This is a genomic window from Bacteroides sp. ET336, from assembly GCF_024733815.1.
In the GTDB taxonomy this organism is placed as follows: domain Bacteria; phylum Bacteroidota; class Bacteroidia; order Bacteroidales; family Bacteroidaceae; genus Phocaeicola; species Phocaeicola cellulolyticus.
The window spans coordinates 148,263-171,234 of record NZ_JANRHK010000001.1; the positions used below are offsets into that span (position 1 = coordinate 148,263).

Sequence of the window (22,972 nt, forward strand, 5' to 3'; positions counted from 1 at the left end):
GCATATGAACAAAGTGATAGATACGGAACAAGTCATTGAATCAAAACAGATTCTGAAAGATTTACATCAGGTTCTTGTAGATGCAAAGAAAAGATTTACTGATGAGTTCATAGCGCAGGAGGTTAAGCTGAGTGATACATTCAAAGTTACCTTTCGTAACATGTTGAATAAAAAAAACTGTACGGTAGAATATTTCAGTTATACTACAGTTGTAAATAATACTTTTGGACAACAAATTTATATAGCTAACCAATGGTTTGTAATTGCTTCATATTTTGTTGATTTTTGTTCGGAGATGTTAAGCTATCAGAGTCTGTTCTTTAAGATTTGTGAGCGTATTGGGCTTAATCATAAAGGAATGAAAGAATATGCGACCAGATTAAAAGAGGCTCCAACTATGGAAGATAAATCCAGTTTTATGGCTACAGCATTGGAAATGCTTAATGATGATTACTCTGATGTACATGATGATAAACATAAAGTTGCAACATATCTTTGGAAATTTGTAAGTGATTATTCCTGGTGGGCGGGAAATAAAACTGTGGACAGAAATGACTTTTATTTCTCTGCGCTTCTTAATCAAATGAATGTAGTGAATGCAAGTGCTGGATATTTGGCAACAATAGCATGGTATTATTCCTGTGTTCTTTCTTTAAGGTTGTTGGTAGATAATACAGATAATTTTACTATTGACTTGAAAAAGAAAACTATAACTGTAAAACCATATAAAACAGAGCCTCAAACTGATACTAAACTTTGTGAATCAAACGAGATTTATAAAGCCAATAAAGGTATCTCTATAAGTGCGGCAAGTCTGGAAAGGTTTCAATCTATGAGTTAATTATGAAGGCAAACTGGATTATATGTGATAACCATTTGGCGCTGAAGGATGGTAACAATATTTACCATCTAAGTGCTTCAGAGATTTATTCTTTCTCTGATATGAATAGAATAGACGGAATAGAATGTGAAAGCCCTTTAGTAGATTTACCGGCTACTCGTTTCTCTAAAATAGGAGCTGCTGCAAAAATCATGTTGACCAGCAGTGTCGAAGGTGATATATATTTCAATGTTTATGCTATTCGTAAAGGTAAACAGATAACTGTAGATATTGTAAATGGATTGCTTATAGATCAGTGCATATGTGACAATATATGGTTCTATATAACAGAAACAAGCAGTATAATTCAGGAGATAATTACAAAGTCTGGAATAGTATCTTCTGGGCGTATTAATTTAAAACAGTATTTAAGCGTTATTGAACAAAGTATATTTGGTGACTTAGATGTTGTTGAGAATCATGTAGAGCAATCCGTTTTACATAAGCCAGTAGTTACAGATTCAAGTATACCAAAGGACCTTAAAGCCACATTATTCCCTTATCAAGAATCTGGATATTCATGGATAAGGACTATGTTAGAAGTAAATAACGGATGTATCCTTGGAGATGAAATGGGATTGGGGAAAACTATGCAGGTAATAACTGAAATGTTATATTTGAAAAGTCAGTTTATGACCCCAATAATCGTTGTTGCACCAATATCACTTCTTACTAACTGGCAAAGGGAATGTAAGAAGTTTGCACCGTCACTTAATGTTATAGTTCATTATGGGCCTTACAGGATAAGCAATTTTCGGGATTTTTCTGAATTTGATGTGATCATAACTTCCTATACTACTGTAATAAGTGATATTCATATGCTTAATATGATTAAGTGGAAAATGGTTGTTTTGGATGAAGCTCAAAGTATAAAGAACCCTGACAGTTCCAGAACTAGAGCCTGTAAGCAGTTGAATAGAGTAAGAAGCCTTGCGGTTTCTGGAACCCCTTTTGAAAATCATATAACGGATATATGGTCATTGGTAGACTTTATTCAGCCTGGTTTGCTTGGCACACTTAATACATTCAAGAAAAACATTACTGATGACATTGAAGGTGGTAAGAAAATTGAGCCAATACTCTCTGCACTAATGGTACGTAGACTTGTTTCAGATGTAGCTAAAGGCTTGCCTGAGAAGATAGTATCTACACAGCCTCTTCGAATGTCGGAGATAGAGTGTCAACAATATTGTAATTATCTGGAAGCATTGAAGGATGGAATGGATACAGAAAATCCTTCTCTTGGAATGTTACAACAACTACGCATATATTGTACACACCCGTATGCAGTAAAGGATAGTTCTTGTAAAGATGATCCATCTGTAGTGTCGGTTAAGTATCAAAGATTTTGTGAAATTGTTGAAGAAATTATAAGTCGGAAAGAAAAAGTAATTGTTTTTACTTCATATAAACGTATGTTCGAAATATTTGAAGAGGATATACCTGTCAGGTTTGGAATTAAAATATGGTCTATAAATGGAGAGACACCAATAGAAGACAGGCAGTGTATAGTTGATAAATTCAATCATTTAGATGAACCGGCAATGCTGGTCCTTAACCCGAGGGCAGCTGGAACAGGACTTAATATAACAGGAGCGAATCACATAATACACTATAATCTGGAGTGGAATCCCTCTCTTGAAGACCAGTCCTCAGCACGTGCATACAGACGAGGTCAAGAGAAGACTGTATTTGTTTATAGATTATATTACACTGATACAGTAGAAGAGGTTGTAAATGAAAGGATTGAAAGGAAACGTGATATTGCTTCATACGCAATTATAGGGAATGATGGTAAGAGCCAAGATAAGGCAGACATTCTTAGAGCTTTAGAATTAGTACCTTCAATAAAAAATAATTAAAAAAACATATATATGATTACGACAGTTCAACAAAAAACAGAAGAGGATTTTGAGTTACTTCCTGATCCTGAGAGAATTGTAAACGGATTAAGGGATACTGGTTACAATTTTAATACAGCAGTTGCCGATATCGTTGATAATTCAATTGCGGCAAATGCAACAAAAATCAATATAGAAGTAAACATGGATCCAAACATGCAAGTTAAAGTCTATTTTGCGGATAATGGTTGTGGAATGGATTTGGACGGTTTGAAGAATGCAATGAAATACGGTTCAAAAGAACGAATAGAGAAAAATTCTTTAGGTAAATTTGGATTAGGACTGAAAACTGCATCAACAGCATTCTGCAAACAATTCTCATTGATTTCCAGAAATTCACCTGATTCAGAATTGAGGAAGGTTCAGTGGGATTTAGATTATATAGCAAATAACGGTTCTTGGTTATTACAATTTCCTGTTATTGATTCAGATGAAGAGGATATGTTGAATATGGTAGCAGAAGGAAGTTCTGGTACTCTTCTTGTTTGGGAGAAGATAGACCGTCTGATGAAAAATTATAAGAATTTTAAGAATGCACAAAATGGGTTGAATAAAATCTTAGAAGAACTTCGATTTCATCTGTCTATGGTATTTCAACGCTATCTAGATAAAAACGATAGCCGTGCACAAAATGTTGAGATAACAGTAAATACACAATCAGTTTCTCCATGGGATCCATTTTGTACTAAAGAGAAAAATACAGAACTCTTACAGGAAGAAGATGTACCGGTTGATATGCCAGATGGTACACAGCTTAAATTCCATATTGCAGCTTATATTATTCCCAAAAAAGGAGAATATTCCAGCATAGAGGCTGAGAAATCTGCCCGTGGTAGTAATGATTTTCAAGGAATTTATGTTTATAGAGAAAATCGTTTGATACACAGTGGAGATTGGTTCAGCCTTTTGAAGAAAGAACCACACTATTCATTACTGAGAGTTGATTTTTCATTCGATTATACACTTGATGAACTACTTAGTATCGATATTAAAAAGTCCCGTATTCTTCTAATAGGAGAATTGGCAAGCTTTATAATGAAATTTTTAGGAGCACCCAGACGTGAAGCTGAAAAAAGATACAGAGATACGGAGAATAAAAATGTTCATAATACTGGTAGAGGTGCGCACATCTCATCCAATCAAAATATTGACAGTAAAGCTCCCGAACTAGAAGGTTCAACTATTACTCCTATTGATGATGAAAGTGCTGAAATAGTTAATAGCAATGGTAAGTTTACCAAAGCTATATCAATTCTTCATAATGTAAATCCTCAGGAGAATCGTGTTATACCAGTTAAAACCATTGAGGGTAATGCATTATGGGAGCCAGCACTTGCTGATGGAAAACATGCTGTTAATATCAATGAAAGCCATCCATTCTATAAAAAAATATATGGACCTTATTTAGCTCAAAATTTAGTTGTTGAAGGTCTTGATGATCTGTTATGGGCACTTGCAGAGGCTGAAAATACGACAGTATCACAGTCATCAATCGAGAACTACGAAGATATGAGATATACAGTATCTAGAATTTTAAAGAGGCTTGTAGCAGATTTACCTGATCCTGAACTCCCAATAGAAGAATAATATGGAAGAGCTGTGTCTTAAACTAAAACAAGATTTAGAGAACTACTTTTCAATGCCATTTGAAATACAACCTGTCTTTAAAGACGGAGAGGTACATTATGTGTGTTCTCCTTATAATGAAGACCAGATGTATTTCAGTGTAGAAGTTTATATACACAATAAAATCAGGCTAGTTATTGAAATATACCCACAAAAACACGGTGGGTATATTCTCAATGAAATGGCTCATGCACCAGAAGAAAAGCAATCTACTTTCTTTTCGTATAAACAGATGCTTGTGGATAAAGGATTAAAATCTTGTTATTCAGTAAATAAATCTGATTTATTGGAAAATAAATGGCCAATTACGTGGAGAACATTTGATTTTAAAATGACTAAAATACCTATACCGGATAATGTTAATGAATGTGAGTCTATTCTTGTTGAATTGGTAAGATACAGCTTTGAATTAATATTCTCTCTTCTCACTATAACTGATATAAGTGAGGAAGAGTTCTTACAAAAAGCTGTTCAGACTGAAGGTACCATTCAAGAAATTAAATCTATTAGATACGAACGTAACCCTATTAATCGAAAACTATGTCTTTATAAAAAAGGATATACTTGTGCTGTCTGCGGTATGAATTTTCAAGATGTATATGGGGATATAGGAAAAGGATTTATAGAAGTACATCATACAACACCTGTTTCTAAAATGGGCGAAGGGTATAACTTAGATATTGAGCGAGATCTAGTACCACTTTGTTCCAATTGTCATTCTATGACTCACAGGAGGAATCCACCTTATAGTGTGGAAGAATTAAAGGAAATAATTAAACTGAAATAATCATTTATGGCAGACCGATTGACTAGAGAACAACGACATAAAAATATGTCCGCAGTTCGTAGTAAGAATACCAAGCCGGAGTTACTGGTCCGTAAGTTCTTGTTCAGCCGAGGCTTTCGCTATCGGCTTAATCATCCTCGTCTGCCGGGGCATCCTGATCTTGTATTGCGGAAATACAGAACTGTAATATTTGTAAACGGCTGTTTTTGGCATGGCCATGACGGATGCAAATATTTTGTATTACCCAAAACAAACTCTGAGTTTTGGAAGAATAAAATCCAGAAAAATAAGGAGCGTGACATAAAAGAGCAAAAAGAGCTGGCTTCCATGGGATGGCACTGCATAACAGTATGGGAATGTCAACTGAAACCAGCACTTCGTGAACAGACTTTAAAATCACTGGAGTATACGCTTAATCATATTTTTTTGAGTGACAGAAGGGTAAAACCTTATGAGGATTATGAGAGTGAGCATTTGTTGGCTGCTGAACCTGATTGTGACTGATAAATGTCTGTTAAGAAGAAAGTCTAAATATAGTATCTGAAACTTCACAGATGACTATATTTAGACTTTTATTTATTTGGTTGTATATATAGAAATTATCGGCCTGGATTTATGAGGTTGATCTTTCGGTGTCTCCTGAATAGTTCCTGACTGCATAGAGTAAAGCCAAGCCTTATTCTCCTTTTGCCCTTCCACTTCAGTAGAAGACCATAACCAGCATTCACCAGGATTCAGATTAATCGAAGTTCCACCGACTTCGGTTATACACTTATTAATCTGATGCCGGACAGCGAACAGATAAGAGAGTTGCCGGACAGAAGGAATATATGCCGATTGCCCATAACTCCACAAATCAAAAGTCCTGATAGCCATCGGTGACTTGACTTCATCGTTATTGAACAAAGAATAGGTGTTCTCATTTCCGTCCTCGTCAGTCAATGATGCAGAAGTACCCTGGTCAATCCCAAGACTGTCGGCAAAAGCCAGCGGTTCAATATCATGAATGTAAACTGCATAACCAAGATTGTCAGCTTCAGCACTACGGTTTACATGGAAAACTATGGCAACAGCTTCCTTGTCAGATTGCTTGAATTTGTCCATGGACAATATATTCCCGTCTGAACAAACCACATTGCCGACTTGAAGGGAAGATAAAAGACCGTCATCTTCTTCATGCTCACAATGACAGGAAGTGAGCATCAGCCCACTCCATACCAATATCGGTAATAAAATTCTTTTCAGTTTCATAACAGTGGAATTTCAAATGACCTGATTACACATTGCGCTTCCTTGTCCATAATAAACCAGTATTCAGAGCGGTACGGTTGCCCGTCAGAATCAGTAGCTTCATACTCTATCTTTACCTTCCAGCCGCTGAACGGCTTGCGTTCCTGCCTGGCTTCATCACCAGCAGGCTTCAGTTCCCCCGTAACCATCAGAGAGCAGAGTGCCGTCATGGCATCCATCTGACGTTTCATCTGTCCGGACATCCCGTGACATTCTGAATCCGGATTATCAAAATCCGTATCCTCCATAAACCTGCGGCTGATTTTCATCATGGCCACAGAAAGAGCCATCTTCTCCTTCATGGTAACATACTCACGGCCAAATACAGAATCCGGTTTGCTGATGCCGACAATCTTTACTGATTCCGGATTGTCCACCGAAGCCATCAGTGCCTTTCTTGCCATATCCTGAGCCTTATTCTCGCTGTTGTCGGAACAGCCGGTTCCCATTCCGAGCAGAACTGCCACTGCAGGCAGTATCAATAGTTTCTTTCCCTGTTTCATATCTTTACGATTTGAAGTTTGTCCGGAGCAAGACCGAGGCGTTTGCGGTAAATGGAACCGTCCTCCCGGTACATCTCCAGCTCGGATGAAGTAATGTTTTTCTCACAAAGCTCTTTCGCCTCTTCCAGTGTCAGCTGATGGCCTCCTATATTCCTCCATATGGCGAATGAGCACGGTGTTTCCTGATTGCTGTAGTTGGAACAGTTGAAAGCCCTTGTTCCCACACGTACCTCGCCGCCGCAGTGCGGACACCTGCCGATAACAGACTGCATATTGACTGCACCGTCATCAGCAAGTTCCAGAACTGTCGGGAAAGTCTTTCCTTCCTTGGTGGCAAAGCCGTCCAGAAGGATATGGCGTTTCTCCAGAAATTCGGCAATCTCCCCGTCATTCATTTTCCGGTTGCCGATGATGGCATTGATGTTGAGCACACAAGAAGGATGCTCACCTGTGTTGTTTTCGCAGCGATACCCCTTGCAGGTCTTCACCACGTTGCCGCCGCAGAACGGACAGCGTCCTATAATCTTCTTTTCTGAATCCATATTCCTGATAAGTTACATTGTTTGAATTAATTGAATGAGAATCCCCGGTTCCAGTCCGCAACGATTCCACCTATTATGTTCTTGCCGGACATCACGCTTGCCCATCCTTCCGGGTCAAGAGAGAACCAGAGGTCATTCCATGAGAGTGTGCGTACCTGCCATGCCAGGATAAAAAGGTCGGTATTGACAGCCTCCAGTCTGGTCAGTACCTCGTTTGCTATGTAGTACCGTTCGGAAGAACTGAGCAGGTTTACCTTGTGCTTCTCCTTGCCTCCGTCAGAACCGCCTGTATCATAGCTTCCGGAAGTCACCAGTTGCTTCATGAACGGATAAAGCGCAGCCATCTGGGTTGCGGCATCAGCCAGCTCGTCCGAGACGATTGCAGCAATTGCCGTTCCCTTCAGGTTACTGCCGACCGATTTGAGCAGCAGGCTGCAGTTCTGAGGTATCTCCGTGGCCACCAGTTCCCCGGCACGCTTAATCTGATAGAGATTCTGCATGGCACCCTGTGCATTGGAAAGATATTCCAGCATCTTCTCCTCCACACTGTGTACCCTGTCGAGAGCGACCGTTACGGCAGTCTCGGCAGCAATGATTTTCTCATGAGCCTTCTGACGCTTGTCATAGATATTCTTCAGAGTGGAAGTCTGTGCAAAGACAGCACCCGTCAGAGTCGGGTCTGTCTGTTGTGCAAAAGTGTCCGTACCTTTCAGCAGAAAAACCGCCAAAGCAATCACTACCGTTATTCTTAACTTGATTCTGTCCATCTCATTTAGATTTTACGTCCTTTATTCCTTTGTTCACTCAGATTCTGTTCACGTTCCTCTTTGTGTGGTGAAATCATCGGCTCCATCGGCCTGTTCAGCAGACAGTCGTTCCAGTCCTTGAAAGCCTTCGGCGGAAGCCACTGTCCCATACGGTAGCGGATGTTCAGCTGCCTGGCAACCTGGGCCAGCAGGGGACGGTTCATGTCAGGGTCGAATACCTTTCCCTTCGCTTCAATCCGGATGCCGCCGTCAGTCCTGCTTATCTTCATCTGAATACCTTCCTGCAGAGCCATCATGCGCAGTCCGTATATCCTCCCGGCCAGGTCATTGTCAAAACAGTCGAAGGCACGTGCATTGGGAAAGCGTTCCATAACTCCGGTTATCTGCCGGTCGGAAAATGTGCCGCCCAGTGAAACCAGAGCTGCACTGTCCCCAATCTGTATCCGGTTCATCTGGTAGAAGGCCATGGCATCAAATGCAGATTCACAGAAGAACACGCTTCTTACATTGTCCGGACTGATACCCGAAGGAACAGCCACCCATGCCGAGGATGACGAATCCGTACCGGCAGCCTTCGACTTGTAGCCGCCAAGTCCTCTGATTTCATACCCCCTGACTTCATTTCCCTTTCCGTCAGTATATGGAAATCCGATATTGTAGCCTTCAAATTTTCCGTTGTTCCTGTCCCTTATTAGGGAAATAAAGGACGAAAGAGCCGTTACGGTCGCTTTGGACAGTCCGCGCCGGAAAAACAGTCCGGGTATTTTTTCGGTGTCAACCGGCTTCACCTCATATCTGGAAGGTTCAAACACACCGCATAATTTTCCTGCCGATTTAACATACTCCCTGTCCTCCCTGTATTCAGGTTCAGGCATGTTGGCAAAACGTGCCATGACCTTGGCTATCTTCTGCCACTCATCCTTTCCGGATACCGTAAAGGAAGAAAGATTCTCACGGATGAGTGTCACCACATCACCCTTGGAACCATCACGCCGGAAAAACGTCTGTGCTGCCTTGTCGTTCGGATGGCTGACAATCAGCGTATCCCTCCTGTTACCGCCTTCACCGAGTACCAGCTCGATGTAACGTCCGACACCGGCCTTCCTGTCCAGACGGTATCCCAGGGCATATGCAATGTCATCAATCCCCACACGGGATTTCATTTCCCTGAAATTAACCTTGTAGTCACTCATGCTTTCCGATTTAAGATGTTATACAGAATTTCATATACCAAGTCCTGTACCGGCATTCCGGTTCCGGCCCATCATAGTAATCTCGGGTTCGTATGTCTTCCGTGCAGTCATGTTCAGGAAAGCCTCCTTGTCCTTCCAGTCCGTAAGCTGGAAGAATGTCCTGGCCGTTTCCTTGGAAACTTTCTTCAGTCCCAGCTCCACGCCATCGTATGACGCACGGATGGCATAGTCTCCGGAACGGGTCTTGACAATGGCCGCATTCCTGAAAGGTATCTCCTCGTCCGCACTGACAGGAACCAGCGGGTCATTCTTTGCCAGATAAGGCTGCTCACCGAGAGCCAGACGCTGTTTGTCCACATGGTCAAGAATCATGTCCGAAGCCTTGTTCACGTCAGCCATGACCGATACTATAAACTTCGGTTCCTGTTTCAGTACACCAATCCACGAGTCCAGGTAAGCAGCCGAGTTGTCCGTTATCCTGGAATCAAAGCCCATGGAATGGCTGATCATTGCAGCCGTAAGTTCCGCCACCAGCTCCTCCTTGGCATATTTCGGGTCACCGAACCTGCCGCCCATCTCCCTGTTCAGACGCTCCGGTGTCATGGTGGAGTGTGTCATTTCATGCAGCATGGTAGAATAATACTCCATTCCACCACGATAGGTTTCTTCAGGAGAATCACCGATATTGAACTGCGCTTTCATGGGCAGCACCACAATATCCTTTGAGGGAGAATAATAGGCACCGTTCTCACGTTTGTCGGCACGTATCGGACAAAGCCACTGCTGCGTCTCCACCATACGGTCGAGTGCGGCATGGGTGTACATACCTTCCGTGTCCCTTAGTTCAGGTACCTTGAATTTTTCCAATAACTTCTGCATCCTCTCCGGCTGTACTTCGGCCAGATTGGTCTGTGCCACATTGTACACCGGGAATGACTTGATGAAAGGAATGACATCCATATCCTTCTTCTCTTCCTTGCTCATTGCACGGTATTCCTCCGTGCTTATCCTCTTGCCGTGACTGTCCTTTATCATCATATCCCAGTACACCACCGGGAAGGCCTTTTCACCCTTCAGGACATGAGCCTTCAGGTTATGCGCCTGCTTGAAGGTCAGATATACAGGAAGCTGGTAGTTCATGGCTGCAGTATGCATCTGAAGGAAGAAGGAATTGGAACCGGAATAGTTTCGGCCACCCACATTCTGCGGCAGTCCGGCATAACCCGATGCACCGCCAATCCATCCCTGTTTCCATCCGGTATCCTTCATCTGCTGCATACGCTCAATCATCATTGCAGCGAAGCGGTCTATGGCCGCCTGTCCGCTGTTTCCCTGAGAGTCAGTTCCAGATGCCATAGCTGTCGTCATCCATTACCTGACGGTCCATCTGCTCGATGTCCGTCTGTTCCACATAGAACTCGGCCGATTCATCCGAAGGGTCCGTACCGTGTGACCGGCACCATTCCAGATAATCATCTGCATTCTCACTGTCCATAACAAAGCGGAGGAAACCGATTTTACCCTCCTGCAGAAGCTCCACAAGCTCCTCATGATTCATTTTAGCTGACATATAACTTGTATTTTAGTTTTCTGATTATGTTACATTTTCATAGAAGCCGATTTCTCCACCTTTGCGGTGTTGGCGGCAAGCATACCGGTTATTTCCGTATTCAGGTACTTGGCCGCAATCTGTTCCCTTGTGGCCGTCTTGGTCTTGAAAAGAGAATAGCCGTCATCGAAGGAGATATCATGCCGGGAAGTCTGTCCCTTTTCTCCGAGGTCAACCGACACCTTCCATTTGTTGTCATTCCTATCCTTGGCTACACGCACACCCTTGGGGTCAACACCTTCAGGAAGCTGATATTTCTCGTATGCAGATTTCAGATGCAGACGTTCCCCGAAGTTCTTCTCAATAAGCTGGTTTGGAGTGGCCACCCTGTCAAAGTAGGCATTCAGGTCCTGGCGTGAAGCCACGGCAGACATGTTGGTATCCCCAACCTGAACATAGAACTTGTATTTCCCAAAGTCAGGACGCTGCTCGTCCTTCTCCTTATAGACATTGAACTTGTTAACGGTTATGGAACCGTCCGGTCCTGCAATCTCCATCGGCATACGGAAGGCTTCCTCAGATACCTTCGGCATCAGCTTTGTCGGATAGTAGCGTTCCATCAGCTGCGGCACCGTCATTTCCTTGTTCTGATAGGCAGCAAGGTCGGCTGCATCCATCTTCTGCGGCTTGAGCTGCTGTCCGTCAATTTTTGCGGTAAAGTACCAGTCGGCAGGATTGGTGGTACTCTGGTAGGCATGACCATGAGTTACCTTTTCACCGTTGGCCGTCACCATCTGAGGCTCACGAGGCTTGCGTTCCTGGGCTGTCTCCGTTTTCTGTTCGTCCTTCTTTTCGGTCTTTACCTCATTATCCGTCCCGGTCTCAGCTTTGGTTTCGGCTTTGGCCTTCGATTTCTTTTCCCTTGCAGGTTTTACATCAACAGTGCTCTCCACTGTTCTGTCAGGAGCTTCCTGCGCGCCCTGTTCCTTTTTCTTCTTTCCCATATCTGTATTGTTTTGAATGGTTCTGTCATTATTTTCAGCCTTGTCCTGTCCGGCCTTCTTCTTCAAAGGACTGTCCAGTGCATCACAGATTGCCACCCTTATTCCGGAACGTATCAGTCTGGGCAGATAAACGTCAAGTGCCGATTGTGGGAATGATGCAACCTTTACAGGCCTTTTGTAGTCCGGCAACATCCTGTCTGCAATCTCGATGGCAAGCACTGTGGCAGCCTTGACGGCATCCTGCTTATATAGTTCATAGAAACTGTTCCGTCTGAACAGCAGCATGGCATCCGGATGCTTCTTCTTCAGTTCGTTGAACTGCCGTATGATACCGGTATCATTATCTGAATCTGTCTTTTTGGCCATAGGAATCAGTATTAGAGTTTAAGGCTGTTTGCTTTTGTTTCCTTTCGGGATGGAGAGAGTGAAATGGCACGCTCCACAGACTGTTTGTCCACCACCTTCTTATACTCCCAACGGTTCTTGTCTGTCATAACAAGGCCGAGGTATTCAGGATGAATCTCGTCATAGCGGAGTTTCTGCTGCCTTTCCCATTCCTTCATGTCACCCTTGATAAGCTTGAATCCCTGCTGCTCCTTCAGGTCAATGCCGACCGAAACCTTCTCGCCGCCCACATTCAGTTCAACAGGTTTTCCCTCCCGTACCTGCTGCTTCTGCTGCGTACCCAGTTCAATGTCGTTTACCTTCTCCATGTCCTTCAGACGCTGCTCCAGCTTTATGTCTGTGACACGTCTGTGAATGACGGATTTTGTTTCCGGATCAAGCTGGAGATACTGCTGAGTCTTTTCACCGTTTACGTTGACCGCCTTCTGTATTACCTCGCCTCTGGCCAGGCGTTCAGCCTCCTGCTGAGTGAGATTGAGAACCTTGTTGCGTTCCCGGTCCAGTTCGGCACGTACCGGATAAGCTATAAGAGCCGGAGCACCGTTCTTGTCTGTAGTCATCTGTAGCTTCATCGGCATGGTAATGATGCTGCCGTTCCTTGCGTTGATGGATACCTGCATGATGGGAGTCACTTCACATGCCATCAGTTTCTCCTTCACTTCCATGGGCAAGCTGTCCGCTTTCTCACGGTCGATACCCAGTATTGCCAGTTTCTCGTATGGCAATAAATCGGACTGATTTCTGTTGTGCATTTCCATATTACTGTAATTAAGCTGTTATATTTGCGGTTCTAACCGCCTGAATGCCACAAATGTATTTACGGCAATCCCCTGAAAAAGAAATGCGCAACACTATTCTGATTTTATTGCTACTGATGTTTTTGCCGGTAAGCGTATCGGCACAGTTCTATACGATAACCAGAGATTCGGAAATTCTGCCTACAGAAAGACGAAAAGAGTCTTATAACCGTGCAGCAAAGGATGTTACAGAAGGGAAAAAGAATAAGATGATGGTAAAAGATACCCTGATTGTCGGGCCGGACAATCAGAAAAAATTGGAAAATATCAGCCGGAATAGTGACAGGAAGGCATCCCTAAAAACAGAACTGCAAAAGAAAACAGATGATATTACTAAATCAGAAAATCATCTTCCTGAACTTACCATCCCCAACCTTTATAAAGAAATCATTAGAAACGGAATCCTATATCCCAAAATCGTATTGGCTCAGGCTATACTGGAAACCGGATGGTTCCGTTCATCGGTATGTCGAAATAAGCATAATCTTTTCGGACTTACCAATCCACGTACAGGGAAATACTATGAATTCAATCATTGGACGGAAAGTGTTCGGGCTTATTATACAAAAGTTCAATACAAATATAAAGGTGGTAACTATTTGCTTTGGCTTGATGAGATTGGGTATGCGGAAGATCCGAATTATTTGGTGGAAATTATTAGTATATTGAAGATGTTACTTTAAATAATGATTTCCCCCAATAATGTGAATATATAATTCTAGGCTTATTATCATAAAATAAACTTTGTATTATTCCTTATTGTATCAGCTAGTTAAATATTAATCAAACTTATTTTGAATTCATATCTTAAAATCGTTATATTTACGTTCTAAATAGTTACTTATTATATGGATTCATCAAACATAAACAGCAATCAAGAATATACAGCTTCATCTTTTTTCTCTTACTACAGAGAGAAACGCCCAGAAAAATTTTCCGATACAGTGGAAACATATGATATTCCGTTAACAAAAGAGTTGTTTGAACAGCAAATGAATTTTCTCTCTATACAAAAAAAACAGAGTGCATTTGAAAATTTTATTGTAGCTGTTGCGCAAAGAAAAATAACACCGAATATCAAACCACAAACAGGTCCAGACGGTGGTGGTGATGGTAAAGTAGATGCGGAGACATATCAGGTCTCGGATGATATTTCAGATAAGTGGTACTCAAGCGAAAATACAGCAAAAGGTAATGAACTTTGGGCGTTTGCCATTAGTTGTAAAAAACAATGGAAACCAAAGATTGAGAGTGATATTGAGAAGATTGTTGGGACAAAAAGAGGATATACTCGCGCTCTTTTTTTCTCTAATCAATTTATAAAAGCTAGTACACGTGCTGAAGTTGAGAAAAATCTCACAGAAAAATATGGCCTAAAAGTAGAAATATTTGATTGTCTTTGGTGTGAGAACTCTGTATTTCAGGATAGGTGCATTGATCTTGCTCTTGAACATTTGGGATTTTCTGATGAATACAAGAAACACTCTGTGACTGTCGGACCTAGAGATAAGGCTCGACAAGAAAGACTAGATGAAATTGAAAAAAATATATGGCGTAATATAGAAGGATTAGATACTAGTTACGTCAACGAGCTTCATGAGGCATGCCTTTTAAGCAGAGGCCTTGAGCGTCCACGGACAGAAGTTGAAGGACGATTTAACCGTGCTATGCGAGAATGTGAAAGGCATGGTTCACCTCAACAGATGTTTCTTTTGATTTATGATCATGCTTGGACAAGTTTCTTCTGGTACGAGGATATTGATGCTACATATGCTGATTTTCAGAAATTAAAGCAATTTATTGAATCTGACTGTACTGTATTCAGAATAGAGAGACTTACCAATATACTGACTAATTTAATCAATGTTGGAAGGGCTGGATTATATGATTTAGAGAAAGTTAAAACTGAATATAAATATATTAAAATATTTGAGGAACGGCTAAAAACCGAAAATAATAAGCCATCCTGTTTGCTTTTTTTACGTATTTACATTGCGGTACAACAATTAATAGCGCATATCCAACAAAATACTCCTATTGATGAAGATATTGCTACTTTGCGACCATTACTATTAGAATCAGCATCACATTCGGAAATCAGTTTTGAAACCAATTTCAAAATAATGGAAATGCTTTCGGATACAATCGAAGATAATTTGGAATTTGATGAACTGATTGATGAAATGGCGGACATACTTGCTGATAAAAGATCAAGAGTAGATGCTGCAGATTTACGATTCTCAAGAGCAAAAAAACAAATTAATAAAAAGAAATGGAAGTATGCCATCAAGCATCTTGGATTTTGTGTTTATGCCTATGAGCAAGAAGAATATCAAGAAAAACTGATAAAATCTTCAGGTTATATGGGTATAGCACTTAGTAATCTTGATTTGCCTTATAGTGCAAAAGCATATTTATTAAAGTCTGTTTCCTTCTTAATGAAACAATTTTATACTACAGGTGTAGTACCTCACTTGCTAATTACAGTTTTACATGAACTATGTAAAATAGAATTGCTTTTGGGGCGCATAGTCATGTACTGGAACTGGTATGAACTTATGCAGGTAGTAGCATCAAATGGACAATTCTGGAATGAAGATATATTTAAACAATCATGTGAAAAGGATGATGCTTCATGGGCTTGCAGGTTATCTGTAACGGATCTGCGTCATCCTGCAATAGCAAAATTACCTGATGTATTTGAAAGATTAGGTATGGTTATTTGTTCTGAGTATCTTAAACTAATATTGGGATATCCGGATGAGGTTGATAAAAAATGTTTACCAATACTACAAGACGTAGTTGAGCATTCCAGACTTCAAAATCAACCACTTCTTAATCAACTTCTTGATAAAATCAATATTTCAACTGCAGGATACGCATATCTAAAAACAACTGTGCGGAATTTTATTATCACTGTTACTTATGAAAATGACTGCGAGACCCAACAGCTAATAGAAATCTTCCTAGCTTCCATTGAATCTTTCTTTGCGACTTTTGAAAAATTCGAAATAATAGCGATTGATAATGAAATTAATATACGTGTCATATGGTCAACTACACCTTCTACTATGGTACCATTAACAAAAAATTCTGAATATGAATTCAGAATAAATAAGGATGATTTCAATGATAAAAAATGTTGGGAATGTATAGCGATGTTTATTTCAAGTTTGTTATTACGTAATTCTGTCACACAGGAGAATATTGAGTTGATACTACAGTCAAAACAAAATGGTGAACGTCTTATAGATAGAGTTTCCGTACTACAACATACAAAACTTGATATGCGCAATGTTTTGGGTCCAACATTTAAATATAAATTAGAAGATTGGATGCGCAAAACAGATAAAGATTATATTTACAAGGGTTCACATACAGACTTTAAGGAAAGAAGTTATATTAACCATCTGCAATCTGATGTAACAACTGTCAAGATTAATTCAGATATGACCTTGTGGGACGATGCAGGTTGGAAAGGTTGCGGTTTTGTTCATGACGTATATGGGACAATGCCACCTTTTTTTGGTTTAGCTTTTGAAAACTTAGAACGCGGTCAGGCAATTACTTCGGAATGGAGGCCAATAAAAGATAAGGGCAAGCCAAATGTTCGAATCTACATAATAAAAGGGATAGATGCTAATAATCCTGCGTATTATCGCATATGTATCGCTCCTGTATTATCGCATGAAGATAATGAGGAACAAAGGTATATTGCGACAATAACCAGAAAACATACAATGACGCCATCATCCAATGAAAATCTTGCTCGTTTTGAAGAACAATATAAGCGGTTTGGAGGTTGTTGGCTAATGGCTTTTCAGATAACAGAAAATAATAATATCATTATGCCAAACTCATTTGATGAAGCATTCAAATTTAATGATGTTGAATTTAGAGAAGCATACTTGATTGATATTAATGACGATGCACAAATTGCTATTGAACCTGATGATAATCCTTATATCCCAAAAGAAATAGACGAAACAGCTCCAATAATAAGAGTGTTGGAAGGTATGAGGGAAATTATTAAATAAGCACATAATAGGTGTGAAATCTTATAAAAACATGGATAGTAAATGTTTTTATTGTAATCAATGTAATAAAAATTGAGATAAATAGTAGTAATACTATAGAAATAATAAATTCTTAATAGATAGAATGAAAGATTTAAATAACATATACGGGAATCAGCGTGGGATCGATAACACTTTCACCAAGAGCGTAAGGCTACTCTATCTATGTATATGGTGTAGATAGGTGAAAAGGAAGAAATCGGGGCAACAATGGCTACCAAGCTTAAATACTGAAACATTATTAGTGAGGAGAAGTGTCTGGCAAGAACTTTTCTTTATGAAGGATGCTTTCGAATATGTTAAAGATAAGGTAGTTATATATTATTTTTGATAAGTAACTGATATGGATAAGATTCAAGATATAACAAAAATGAAGCAATACGTTCTATCCATTATATCCGATAACTATAATGAAGGTTGCGGTGTAATGGTTGGAGATATGTTTATAACAGCAGGTCATGTGATATCTGAATGTGAAAACCCAAGGATTAGATGGAATGGTAAAAGAATAGCTTTGATTAATCCTATAGTTTTCCATAATGATGAAAATGATTCTGATGGGTATGATATAGCTGTATATTCTGTTCCAAATGCCAATAGTCCGCTGGTTCTTTCTGATGTTGTTCCAGAAAAAGGTGATGTGTTGAAAAGCTGTAGTTGGCGAATGTTAGGAGAAGAATATGTAGAGTGTAATACTGTAGTAAATGGATTAAAAGATGGGAATTACTATGCATCTGAGACTGATGAACAGCTTAAATCAGGAAGTAGTGGTAGTCCTGTATTTCTGAATGGAGAAGTTGTAGGGATATTATGTGCTGGAAATTGTAATGATGATAATACACCATGCAACACAGAATGGCCATTAAGTTTATGTGTATTCTTATCCTCAAAAGTAATTTTAGAGTTATTAGAAACGAACTGATTTCAGTAAACAGTAAAAATGGAAAAGATAACGATAAATACAGACGATGGTATAAGTGTAGAAGCTGGTGCACCGGTTATTGTGTCAGCAAGCCGTGCTACAGATATACCTGCCTTTTATGCAGACTGGTTCCAGGAAAGGCTGCATAAAGGATACTCAGTTTGGAAAAACCCTTTCAATGGGGTAAAATCTTATGTGGCATACGATAAGACAAGGCTTATTGTATTCTGGTCAAAGAATCCAACTCCACTTCTTAAGACAGGAGGTTTATTGGACTATTTAGATAATAGAGGCATAAATAGCTATATCCAGTTTACATTGAATGACTATTATGAAGAGAAACTGGAGATGGGTGTACCATCATTAAGTAATAGAATGGATACATTCAAGAGGTTGGTTGATAGATTAGGATATGGAAAAGTAATATGGAGATTTGACCCATTGATATTAGCCAAAGGTTTGATAGTAGATGATCTCTTGGAGAAGATTTACAATATAGGAGTCAAATTGAACGGATATACAGAGAAACTTGTCTTCAGTTTTGCTGATATTTCGTCATATAAGAAGGTACAGAACAATCTCTATAATAACAATATTCAGTATAGAGAGTTTTCACAGGAAGATATGATAGAGTTTGCTACTGGGCTCGTGGATATGAACAAGGAATGGAAACTCGAGCTGGCTACGTGTGCAGAAAAGATAGACCTGGATATGTTTGGTATCAAGCATAACAAGTGTATAGATGATGAATTGATGATAAAGTATTTCTCTGATGACATACTGCTGATGAACCATATAGGTGTAGAAGTTACGAAGGATATATTCGGAGAGATTAGTGTTGAATATAAGAAAAACAAGAAAGATAAAGGTCAAAGGAAAGTCTGCGGATGTATAGATAGCAAGGATATAGGAGAGTACAATACATGTCCGCATCTTTGTGAATATTGTTACGCAAATTCGAGCAAGGAGATTGCTAAACAGAATTATGTGAAACATAGAGAAAATCCGCATAATGAAAATATAACCGGTAGATAAAGGAATGAGAGAATACTATGAACATATAAAAGCGAAAGCATCTCTTTCTATGCAAGATGTAATAGAAACATGTAGAAGTTTAACGCCTTCAGATTATAAGACAAGACCATATAGATATCCAGATCTTCATAATGGTGTTGCTTTATTAGACAATGAAGATGCTTTAAACTGTTATATTGCTGCCTATGGGGAAATGCATATGATAAAATGCAGATCAGCTTTACAGAACTTTCCTTTTGATAATATATCAGGCAGTATTGAAATTGTTGATTGGGGATGTGGGCAAGGTATTGGTTCAATGTGTGTTGTTGACTGCTTTAAAGAACATGATTTACTACAATGGTTAAAACAAATAACACTTATAGAACCATCAAAATTTGCATTGGAAAGGGCAGAAATAAATCTTACAATTGCAACTAATGGTGCTGTATGTATACAGCCAATACAAAGTTATTTACCTGGAGCAGGAAAAGAAAATGAAATTCATGAATTAGGTTACAGATATAAAAATGTTATTCATATATTTTCTAATATACTAGATATTGATAGTATTGATTTAGGTAAACTGGCAAATATTGTAAGTGATAAAAGCAGAAATAATATTATTCTATGCATCGGGCCTAAAAATAGTAATGCATATAAGATTGAACAGTTCTGTAGTATCTTTGGTGAACAGGATTATTTTTCTAATGTAGACGATTCCCAATATGGAAAAACATCAGACACATTTTATACGTTTACATGTAAAACCAAATGTTTTGTTTACAATGGAAATCCTTTAAATGTAAATAATATTGAAAATATTATGGTACCGGATTTTACAGACAGTAAAAATACGGTATATAATGAATATGATCCACGTCTTGCAGTTCAGAATGGTATTATATCTGAAGAATTACGCTTAATATACTTGTATTTATTAAATCAGATTTCGCCCAATGACATTATTCTCATAAAACAAAAAATATATGGAAAGAAAGCTGACTTGGTATTGATATGTGAGAAGAAAGGGATATTGATAATAAACATCTGCAATAGATTTTTAACAAAATCAGATGTGTTTGATGACGTTAACGAAGAGAATGAACACGAAGAGAATGATATTAATCCAATTGAGGACGAAAATAATATATTTATAAAAGACATCGTAGAAACACGTCTTGAGTTTTTCAGACAAAATGAATTATTATTCAAAAAAACAGAAGAGGATAAGAAGAATTATTCATTGGTAAAAACTGCTATTTTTTTTACAGAAAATACGACTGAGGAGATAAAAGAAATATTTGAAAAAGAAGATACTAAATATATTTCTTTGTTAGGTAAGGATGTCATAAATAATAAAACAAGAATGATGTCTGCATTAAATTGGTTGAATTTAAATCAAGAGCGTGAGTCTTTCGATAAGCAGTTGTTTTATAGTCTATTAAAAGAATTAACACCCAAATGGCATTCTTACAGACAAGGTAAATCTATAAATTTAACTACGATACAAAGGAATCTTTCACAAAGTATAGCTAAAAGGAAACAAAAAATTAGCGGTGTTGCAGGGGCTGGTAAAACACAAGTTCTTGCAACTAGGGCTGTAAACGCCCAAATTAGAACTGGTGGTAATATACTTATTTTGACATACAATAAAACTTTATCCAACTATTTACGATATCGCATCAATGATGTAAGAGCTGATTTCTATTGGAACAAGCTACATATTAGTCACTATCACCATTTTTTTAAGGAACAGGCTCAAACTATTGGGAAACATGTATATTTTAATTCGTTTGATGATACAACTTTTTTTGATAATAAAGAAAATGATATAGAGCATTTTGATGCCATATTTATAGATGAAGTTCAAAGTTATAAAAGTGAGTGGCTTCAAATTCTTTATAATAAATTCCTGAAGGAAAATGGTGAGTTTGTGGTTTTTGGAGATCCTAAACAGAATATATATAATAGAGATACTGATTCAAATGGAGATATTCGTATAGGAGTTATTGGAGGAGAATGGAATCGGCAATTAAGTAAATGCCACAGATTTGCAAACAATCAATTGACAAGTTTAGCCAAGAAATTTCAAAATGATTTTGGTTTTATAAATGCTGACAATTTTGAAAAAGCAGAATTGCTCCAAGATGGTATGTTTACTTGTTTAAAGTACATGTATAACAATTCAGACATAAATATAAATAAGCTGACACAAATTATATCTAGTATATTAAGAATTGAAGGCTTTGATGTCAATGAGACTGTAATTTTAGGCCAAAATTCTATTATCCTAAAAGACATAGAATACAACTATCGGAAAACAACAGATGAGCCAACCATAACAACATTTATACCAATAGATGAAAAAAATAAATTAAAGGATGACTCTGTAAAGAAGTTGAAATTTACTATGATGGATAGAGGATTAAAATTCTCAACAATTCATAGTTTCCAGGGATGGGACGCAGCAAATGTAATTATATTATTACAACCTGAAGGTGATGGTAACGGTTATACAATAAATAGCTCACTAAATAAACCAGAAGTAATATATACGGCAATAACGAGATCAAAGCAAAATATAGTAATTATAAATAATGGAAATACGTTATATCATAATTTCTTTAAAAGGAATATGATTAATGAGGACTACACAAATAAATAGAAAAATAATGGATAATATATATGGAAACCAGTGTGGAAGCGACAATGCTTTCACCAGAAAAGCAAGGCTTCTCCAGTCTATGTACAGAGTGGAGATAGGCGAAGAGGAAGGATTTGGACCTACAAGAGCCTCCAAGCGAAAGTATGGAAACATGATAAGTGGTGGTGAGGTGTCCGGAAAGAACTTCCTGATGAAGGAGACTTTCGAGTATGCCAAGGAAAGAGTGGCCAACAAAAGGGAAAATGAGACGATAGACGGGTTCAGACTGTTCAACAACCTGCTATCGAGCCAGCCGATGGCATTCAACCTGTTCCATCCCCTGATGTTACTGTTGAAGCAGGATCCGGCAATGGTTACGCTTGCCGTGAGGTCAGTCTTCAGGAACTACCCGGTATTTGAGGTGACAGAAATCGGTTTGGAGTTTATTCCTACACCGATTGAGAACTACACGAACGACAAGTCTGCAATGGATGCGTATATCCGATTCGTGGATAACAAGGGTGGCAAGCATATCATCGCCATCGAGACGAAATATACGGATGTGCTCGGAGTGAACGAGGCCAGCCGTTGTGAGGAGCAGAAACAGATGCTCGTTGATACCGGTCTGTTCAGCGCAGACTTTGAGAAGCTGCTGATGGGAGATAAAGTAAAACTTACGCAGATTTACAGAAACCTTTTGCTTACAGAGCGGTATAGGATGGTCGAAGGGCTGAAGGATTCGTATTCTGTAGTGCTTTCGCCGAAGGAGCATCCGTCAACCGAAGAGGAAATCAGTTCGGTAACGAGGTACCTGAAGCCGGAGTATGAATACAAGCTGAGTGATGTTACCTTGGAGGACTTTGTGGATGCGATGATACAGTATCTGCCGGAGTATTATGCTCATGTCTATGAGAGGTTCAGGGGGAGATACTTAGAGTTTGGGAAGGTGGATATAGAACTATAGCAGAACAGATAAGAAAAAGTAATAATATGTTACATAGTACATACGCACATAAATATACTTATGAGGATCCTAAAACTTCCTCTGTTTTCGAGAACCTTATGTTGT

Annotated in this window: 20 protein-coding genes; 11 read left to right on the forward strand and 9 right to left on the reverse strand. The window is 39.1% G+C overall.

From position 1 onward, the window contains the following. Nucleotides 1-4: 4 nt before the first annotated feature. From NW213_RS00750 to NW213_RS00770, 5 genes are all read left to right on the forward strand, one after another. Nucleotides 5-841, forward strand: a complete 837-nt coding sequence (locus NW213_RS00750) for a hypothetical protein (protein WP_005837604.1) — start codon at nt 5-7, stop codon at nt 839-841. 101 nt (nt 842-942) lie between these two features. Beyond that, complete coding sequence (locus NW213_RS00755; protein WP_258321519.1) at nt 943-2,742, forward strand: DEAD/DEAH box helicase; 1,800 nt, start codon at nt 943-945, stop codon at nt 2,740-2,742. Between the two features lie 12 nt (nt 2,743-2,754). Next, nucleotides 2,755-4,368: an ATP-binding protein gene (locus NW213_RS00760; RefSeq protein ID WP_005837606.1), complete on the forward strand. Its 1,614-nt coding sequence runs from the start codon at nt 2,755-2,757 to the stop codon at nt 4,366-4,368. A 1-nt stretch (nt 4,369) separates the two neighbouring features. Then, nucleotides 4,370-5,194, forward strand: a complete 825-nt coding sequence (locus tag NW213_RS00765; protein ID WP_005837607.1) for an HNH endonuclease — start codon at nt 4,370-4,372, stop codon at nt 5,192-5,194. A gap of 6 nt (nt 5,195-5,200) precedes the next feature. Next, the gene (locus NW213_RS00770; RefSeq protein WP_005837609.1) at nt 5,201-5,698 is read left to right on the forward strand and encodes a very short patch repair endonuclease; all 498 of its coding nucleotides are present in this window, start codon (nt 5,201-5,203) and stop codon (nt 5,696-5,698) included. A 72-nt stretch (nt 5,699-5,770) separates the two neighbouring features. Here NW213_RS00770 and NW213_RS00775 read toward each other — a convergent pair whose 3' ends face one another. Genes NW213_RS00775 through NW213_RS00815 form a run of 9 tightly spaced genes read right to left on the reverse strand, consistent with a single transcriptional unit; the run spans nt 5,771 to nt 13,205 of the window. Next, the gene (locus NW213_RS00775; RefSeq protein WP_007843168.1) at nt 5,771-6,445 is read right to left on the reverse strand and encodes a hypothetical protein; all 675 of its coding nucleotides are present in this window, start codon (nt 6,443-6,445) and stop codon (nt 5,771-5,773) included. Continuing rightward, nucleotides 6,442-6,987, reverse strand: coding sequence for a hypothetical protein (locus tag NW213_RS00780; protein WP_258321520.1), 546 nt, complete (start codon nt 6,985-6,987; stop codon nt 6,442-6,444). The genes NW213_RS00775 and NW213_RS00780 overlap by 4 nt, the downstream gene beginning before the upstream one ends. Then, nucleotides 6,984-7,529: a topoisomerase C-terminal repeat-containing protein gene (locus NW213_RS00785; RefSeq protein WP_258321521.1), complete on the reverse strand. Its 546-nt coding sequence runs from the start codon at nt 7,527-7,529 to the stop codon at nt 6,984-6,986. The genes NW213_RS00780 and NW213_RS00785 overlap by 4 nt, the downstream gene beginning before the upstream one ends. 26 nt (nt 7,530-7,555) lie before the next feature. Next, nucleotides 7,556-8,296, reverse strand: a complete 741-nt coding sequence (locus NW213_RS00790; protein ID WP_005837613.1) for a hypothetical protein — start codon at nt 8,294-8,296, stop codon at nt 7,556-7,558. A 5-nt stretch (nt 8,297-8,301) separates the two neighbouring features. Continuing rightward, complete coding sequence (locus NW213_RS00795) at nt 8,302-9,489, reverse strand: DUF3991 and toprim domain-containing protein (RefSeq protein WP_258321522.1); 1,188 nt, start codon at nt 9,487-9,489, stop codon at nt 8,302-8,304. Nucleotides 9,490-9,519: 30 nt separating this feature from the next. Further along, a complete protein-coding gene (locus tag NW213_RS00800; RefSeq protein WP_007843164.1) occupies nt 9,520-10,845 on the reverse strand; it encodes an ArdC family protein in 1,326 nt (441 codons plus the stop codon). Next, nucleotides 10,829-11,059: a hypothetical protein gene (locus tag NW213_RS00805; RefSeq protein WP_005837618.1), complete on the reverse strand. Its 231-nt coding sequence runs from the start codon at nt 11,057-11,059 to the stop codon at nt 10,829-10,831. The genes NW213_RS00800 and NW213_RS00805 overlap by 17 nt, the downstream gene beginning before the upstream one ends. Before the next feature lie 29 nt (nt 11,060-11,088). Then, nucleotides 11,089-12,408 carry a DNA mismatch repair protein MutS gene (locus NW213_RS00810; RefSeq protein ID WP_007843163.1) on the reverse strand — a complete coding sequence of 440 codons (1,320 nt, stop codon included), beginning with the start codon at nt 12,406-12,408 and terminating at the stop codon, nt 11,089-11,091. Between the two features lie 11 nt (nt 12,409-12,419). Beyond that, on the reverse strand, nt 12,420-13,205 hold the full coding sequence (locus NW213_RS00815) for a DUF4099 domain-containing protein (RefSeq protein ID WP_007843162.1): 786 nt from the start codon (nt 13,203-13,205) through the stop codon (nt 12,420-12,422). A gap of 83 nt (nt 13,206-13,288) precedes the next feature. Here NW213_RS00815 and NW213_RS00820 point away from each other — a divergent pair, with 83 nt between their 5' ends. The 6 genes from NW213_RS00820 to NW213_RS00845 all read left to right on the forward strand — a co-directional run bounded on the left by NW213_RS00820 (nt 13,289) and on the right by NW213_RS00845 (nt 22,867). Then, entirely contained in the window at nt 13,289-13,927 is a 639-nt protein-coding gene (locus tag NW213_RS00820) for a glucosaminidase domain-containing protein (RefSeq protein WP_032948150.1), read from the forward strand. A gap of 165 nt (nt 13,928-14,092) precedes the next feature. Next, nucleotides 14,093-17,281: a hypothetical protein gene (locus tag NW213_RS00825; RefSeq protein WP_007843160.1), complete on the forward strand. Its 3,189-nt coding sequence runs from the start codon at nt 14,093-14,095 to the stop codon at nt 17,279-17,281. 382 nt (nt 17,282-17,663) lie between these two features. After that, nucleotides 17,664-18,242: a serine protease gene (locus NW213_RS00830; protein ID WP_007843159.1), complete on the forward strand. Its 579-nt coding sequence runs from the start codon at nt 17,664-17,666 to the stop codon at nt 18,240-18,242. Nucleotides 18,243-18,260: 18 nt separating this feature from the next. Further along, on the forward strand, nt 18,261-19,277 hold the full coding sequence (locus NW213_RS00835) for a DUF1848 domain-containing protein (RefSeq protein ID WP_007843157.1): 1,017 nt from the start codon (nt 18,261-18,263) through the stop codon (nt 19,275-19,277). A gap of 4 nt (nt 19,278-19,281) precedes the next feature. Then, a complete protein-coding gene (locus NW213_RS00840; RefSeq protein ID WP_007843155.1) occupies nt 19,282-21,924 on the forward strand; it encodes an AAA family ATPase in 2,643 nt (880 codons plus the stop codon). After that, complete coding sequence (locus NW213_RS00845; RefSeq protein WP_258321523.1) at nt 21,902-22,867, forward strand: hypothetical protein; 966 nt, start codon at nt 21,902-21,904, stop codon at nt 22,865-22,867. The genes NW213_RS00840 and NW213_RS00845 overlap by 23 nt, the downstream gene beginning before the upstream one ends. Nucleotides 22,868-22,972 lie beyond the last annotated feature (105 nt).

Bases quoted from the DNA above. Each gene is read 5' to 3' on its own strand.
- NW213_RS00750 (WP_005837604.1), top strand. From the start codon at position 5: ATGAACAAAGTGATAGATACGGAACAAGTCATTGAATCAAAACAGATT.
- NW213_RS00755 (WP_258321519.1), top strand. From the start codon at position 943: ATGAATAGAATAGACGGAATAGAATGTGAAAGCCCTTTAGTAGATTTA.
- NW213_RS00760 (WP_005837606.1), top strand. From the start codon at position 2,755: ATGATTACGACAGTTCAACAAAAAACAGAAGAGGATTTTGAGTTACTT.
- NW213_RS00765 (WP_005837607.1), top strand. From the start codon at position 4,370: ATGGAAGAGCTGTGTCTTAAACTAAAACAAGATTTAGAGAACTACTTT.
- NW213_RS00770 (WP_005837609.1), top strand. From the start codon at position 5,201: ATGGCAGACCGATTGACTAGAGAACAACGACATAAAAATATGTCCGCA.
- NW213_RS00775 (WP_007843168.1), bottom strand. From the start codon at position 6,445: ATGAAACTGAAAAGAATTTTATTACCGATATTGGTATGGAGTGGGCTG.
- NW213_RS00780 (WP_258321520.1), bottom strand. From the start codon at position 6,987: ATGAAACAGGGAAAGAAACTATTGATACTGCCTGCAGTGGCAGTTCTG.
- NW213_RS00785 (WP_258321521.1), bottom strand. From the start codon at position 7,529: ATGGATTCAGAAAAGAAGATTATAGGACGCTGTCCGTTCTGCGGCGGC.
- NW213_RS00790 (WP_005837613.1), bottom strand. From the start codon at position 8,296: ATGGACAGAATCAAGTTAAGAATAACGGTAGTGATTGCTTTGGCGGTT.
- NW213_RS00795 (WP_258321522.1), bottom strand. From the start codon at position 9,489: ATGAGTGACTACAAGGTTAATTTCAGGGAAATGAAATCCCGTGTGGGG.
- NW213_RS00800 (WP_007843164.1), bottom strand. From the start codon at position 10,845: ATGGCATCTGGAACTGACTCTCAGGGAAACAGCGGACAGGCGGCCATA.
- NW213_RS00805 (WP_005837618.1), bottom strand. From the start codon at position 11,059: ATGTCAGCTAAAATGAATCATGAGGAGCTTGTGGAGCTTCTGCAGGAG.
- NW213_RS00810 (WP_007843163.1), bottom strand. From the start codon at position 12,408: ATGGCCAAAAAGACAGATTCAGATAATGATACCGGTATCATACGGCAG.
- NW213_RS00815 (WP_007843162.1), bottom strand. From the start codon at position 13,205: ATGGAAATGCACAACAGAAATCAGTCCGATTTATTGCCATACGAGAAA.
- NW213_RS00820 (WP_032948150.1), top strand. From the start codon at position 13,289: ATGCGCAACACTATTCTGATTTTATTGCTACTGATGTTTTTGCCGGTA.
- NW213_RS00825 (WP_007843160.1), top strand. From the start codon at position 14,093: ATGGATTCATCAAACATAAACAGCAATCAAGAATATACAGCTTCATCT.
- NW213_RS00830 (WP_007843159.1), top strand. From the start codon at position 17,664: ATGGATAAGATTCAAGATATAACAAAAATGAAGCAATACGTTCTATCC.
- NW213_RS00835 (WP_007843157.1), top strand. From the start codon at position 18,261: ATGGAAAAGATAACGATAAATACAGACGATGGTATAAGTGTAGAAGCT.
- NW213_RS00840 (WP_007843155.1), top strand. From the start codon at position 19,282: ATGAGAGAATACTATGAACATATAAAAGCGAAAGCATCTCTTTCTATG.
- NW213_RS00845 (WP_258321523.1), top strand. From the start codon at position 21,902: ATGAGGACTACACAAATAAATAGAAAAATAATGGATAATATATATGGA.